Here is a 4,233-nt window from a genome sequence, read left to right on the forward strand (position 1 = left end):
CGACGTGCCCGGAATCCCAGTCGACGTGGGTCGAAGGCTGGTCGATGTGCAGAGACGCCGGAAGCGTTCCGTGCCGCATGGCCTGCACCATCTTGATGACGCCCGCGACTCCGGCCGCCGCCTGCGTGTGGCCGATGTTCGACTTGATCGATCCCAGGTGCAGAGGCCGCTCGGCGGTGTGGTGCTGCCCGTAGGTGCTGAGCAGGGCTTGGGCTTCGATCGGGTCGCCCAGCGTCGTGCCGGTGCCGTGCGCTTCGACCGCGTCGACCTGATCGGCGGTGAGACCCGCATTGGCGAGGGCCTGCTCGATCACACGCTCCTGCGAGGGGCCGTTCGGGGCGGAGAGTCCGTTGCTGGCGCCGTCCTGGTTGATGGCCGAGCCCTTGACGACGGCGAGGACGAGGTGGCCGTTGCGCTGGGCGTCGGAGAGCCGTTCCAGCAGCAGGACGCCGATGCCTTCCCCCCAGCCGGTTCCGTCGGCGGAGGCGGAGAACGACTTGCAGCGTCCGTCCGGGGACAGGCCACGTTGGCGGCTGAATTCCAGGAAAACCGAAGGCGTGGCCATCACGGTGACGCCTCCGGCGAGCGCCATCTCGCATTCACCAGAACGCAGTGCCTGTGCCGCCAGATGCATCGCGACCAGCGACGACGAGCACGCCGTGTCCACCGTCACCGCGGGGCCCTGGAAGCCGAAGGTGTAGGCGACCCGTCCGGACGCGATGCTCCCCGCGCTTCCGCTGACCAGATAACCCTCCAGGCCACCGGACGAACGGGCGACACGGGAGCCGTAGTCGTCGTACATGACGCCTGTGAAGACGCCGATTTGGCGGCCGCGCAGGGCGGCCGGGTCGATCGCGGCGCTTTCCATCGTCTCCCAGGAGGCCTCCAGGAGCAGCCGGTGTTGCGGGTCCATGGCGAGGGCCTCGCGCGGGCTGATGCCGAAGAAGGCGGGGTCGAAGTCGCCGGCGTCGTACAGGAAGCCACCGTGCCGGACGTAGGACTTCCCGGTTCGCTCCGGGTCCGGGTCGAACAGGTCGTCGCCCCAACCCCGGTCCGCCGGGAACTCGCCGACCGCGTCCGTCCCGGAGGCCACGAGCCGCCACAGGTCGCGCGGGGAGCGGACGCCGCCGGGGTAGCGGCAGGCCATGCCGACGATCGCGATCGGCTCGTCGGACGAGGTCCGCGTCGAGCGCGGGACGGCGGCGGTGCGCTCGGCGCCGGTCAGTTCGTCCCGCAGGTGGGTGATCAGTGCGCTCGGGGTCGGATAGTCGAAGACGAGCGTCGTCGTGAGCCGCAGGCCCGTGGACTTGCCGAGCAGGTTGCGTAGTTCCACGGCGGCGAGGGAGTCGAAGCCGAGTTCCTGGAAGGGGACGTTGAGGTCCGGGACGGCGTCCGCGTCGAGTCCGAGGACCGCGACGATATGGGTGCGGAGGAGCTCGGCCAGCAGGCGCCTCTGCTCGGCCTCGGGCAGCCCTGCGATGCGGCGCGCGAGCCCCGTGCCGTGACCGGTCGTCCGGCGGCCCTTCCGGTGTGGCGGCCCGTCCGTGAGGGGCGAGACGAGAGGCGCGGCAAGGTCGATCGGTGCGGCGACGAGGTGGGGCTCAGCGGAGCCGAGCGCGGCGTCGAGAAGCGCGAGACCTTGCTCGTCGGTGAGTGGTGTGATACCGGACCGTCGTAGCCGTGCGTGGTCGGTTGCGGCGAGTGCGCTGGTCATGGCGCTGGCGTGTTCCCACAGTCCCCACGCGATGGAGGTTGCGGGCTGGCCTTCGCGCTGCCGGTGGGTGGCCAGGGCGTCGAGGTAGGTGTTGGCGGCGGCGTAGTTGGCCTGGCCGGGATTGCCGAGGGTGCCGACGGCCGAGGAGAACAGGATGAACGCGTCCAGGTCGCGGGTCTGATGGTGCAGGTTCCACGCGGCGTCGACCTTGGGCCGGAACACAGTGGCCAGCCGTTCGGGTGTCTGGTTTTCCAGGGGCGCGTCGCCCAGGACGCCGGCCGCGTGGACGACGGTCTTGAGGGGCTGATCGTCCGGGATACCGGCCAGCAGTTCGGCCAATGCGTCGGGATCGGCGGCGTCGCAGGCCGCGATCGTGACGTGCGCGCCCAGACCTTCCAGGCGCTCTTGAAGTTCGGCTGCGCCTGGGGCGTCCAGCCCGCGCCTGCTGGTGAGGAGCAGATGAGCAGCGCCGTGCTCGGTGATGAAGTGTTCGGCGACCAGGGCACCGAGGGTTCCGGTGCCACCAGTGATCAGGACGGTTCCTTCGACGGAGCGGTCCCGGGGCGTGGACGAGGCCGCCACCAGGCGCGGGGCTACGAAGCCGTCGTCGCGGCGCGCGAGCTGGGGCAGTCCGAGCGCGAGGGCGGCGGCGACGACCTCGTCAGCCGCCTGCTCGTCGCCGACGTCCAGCAGAACGATCCGGTCCGGGTGCTCGGACTGGGCCGCGCGGACGAGCCCCCAAACGGGTGCCTGCGCGAGGTCATCGGCTCCGGGCCCCGCCGCGCCGTGGGTGACGACCACCAGGCGAGCATCTGCAGGACGGTCCTCCGCGACCCACCGCTGAACGGAGTCGAGGACGAGTTCGGAAATGGCGAGCGGCGCTTCACCGGACGGGACGTCCAGCACTTCGTGGTCGGTGACCGTATCTGCGGCGTCGCCCATGACCGGGACCCACTCGATGCGGAACAGCGAGTTGTCGTGCCGCTCGGTGAAGGCGCGGCGGAATTCCTCTGCGGAAACAGTGCGCATCGCCAGTCCGCTGACGGACGCCACCGGTTCCCCGAAGAGGTCGGTGACGTCCACCTCCACCGACCCCGGCTCGTTCACCGCGATGCGGACCAGCAACTCCGTGGCTTCAGACGGGGAGACCCGGACATCGCGCCAGGAGAAGGGCAGCGGCGTCTCTCCGTCGCTCGTGCCCTGGATCGCGAGCGGGTGCAATGCGGCGTCCAGGAGGGCGGGGTGGACGCCATAACCAAAGGTGGCCAGGTCGGGCGACAGCCGCACTCGGCCGTAGAAGGTGGAACCGTCACGGTGCAGGTCGTGCAAGTTCTGGAACGCGGGCCCGTAGTCGTAGCCGTGCTCGGCCAACTGCTCGTAGATCCCGGTGAGATCGACGGGCTCGGCACCGGACGGCGGCTCGGTCACGGGCACGTCCGGAAGCTCCCCGGCCTGGGCGAGGACACCGGTGGCGTGCTCCGTCCATTGGTCCGCGTCGCTCGTACGCGCGTGCATGCTGATCCTGCGGCGGCCTGCCCCGTCCGGAGACGTGACGCTGATGTGGAGGTCGCGCGGACGGCCGGGAGCGAGGAACAGCGGCGCGTGCAGCGTGAGCTCTTCGAGCGAGGCGCACTGGACGGCCTGTGCCGCGTGAAGCGCCAGATCGACGAACGCGGTGCCTGGCAGGAGTGCGGTCCCGTGGACGGCGTGGTCGGCGAGCCACGGCTGTGTTTCGAGGGAGAGCCGGGCGGTGGCCTGCCAGCCCCCGTCGGGGAGCGCGGTCGTGGTGGCCAGCAGCGGGTGCTCCGCCTCCTCGAGACCGAGGTTCGTGACGTCCGCGGCTTCCCCTGACGTGCTGGAGAGCCAGAACCGCCGGTGCTGGAACGGATACGTCGGCGGCGGAGTCTCCGGCGGCGGCCCGGCAAGCGTACGCACCGCCTGGACACGGGTGGCCACATGGGCCAGCGCCGTGTGGAAGGCGATGCTGTCGGGCTGTTGGTGGTGAAGCGTCGGCTGGATGGCCGGGCCGGTGGGGAGTGTCTGGTGGGCGAGCGTGGTGAGGGTGGGCCGGGGCCCGATTTCGAGATAAAGGGTGGGGTGCTGGGTCTGGTCGAGATGGGAGATGCCATCGTGGAAGCGGACGGTGTCACGGATATGCCGGGCCCAGTAGCCGGGATTGCTGAGCTGTTCGTCGGTGACCGCGGACGCGGTGCGGTTGGAGATGATCGGGATGGTGGTGGGGTGGTAGGTGAGCCCGGCTGCCACCTCTTGGAATTCGTCCAGGATCGGATCCATTAGAGGCGAGTGGAAGGCATGGCTGACCTTCAGCCACTGATACCTGGTTCCCTGCTCGTCCAGGACCCCGGCGACCTGTTCGAGGGCGGCGCGATCGCCCGACACCACGGTGGAGCCCGGCGCGTTCGTCGCGGCAACCGCAACGTCCTCATGCCCTTCCACAAGAGGCAGGAGGGCTTCCTCGCTCGTGTGAACGGTGAGCATTGTGCCGCCAGCCGGAAGTG

General features: G+C 70.1%; 1 protein-coding gene. It reads right to left on the minus strand.

The window, feature by feature from the left end; genetic code table 11:
- On the minus strand, window positions 1-4,171 hold a 4,171-nt coding region (locus AF1_RS32045), incomplete at its 3' end, for a type I polyketide synthase (protein ID WP_169804073.1).
- Window positions 4,172-4,233 lie beyond the last annotated feature (62 nt).

The organism is Actinomadura formosensis NBRC 14204 (genome assembly GCF_001552155.1).
GTDB classification, from domain to species: domain Bacteria; phylum Actinomycetota; class Actinomycetes; order Streptosporangiales; family Streptosporangiaceae; genus Spirillospora; species Spirillospora formosensis.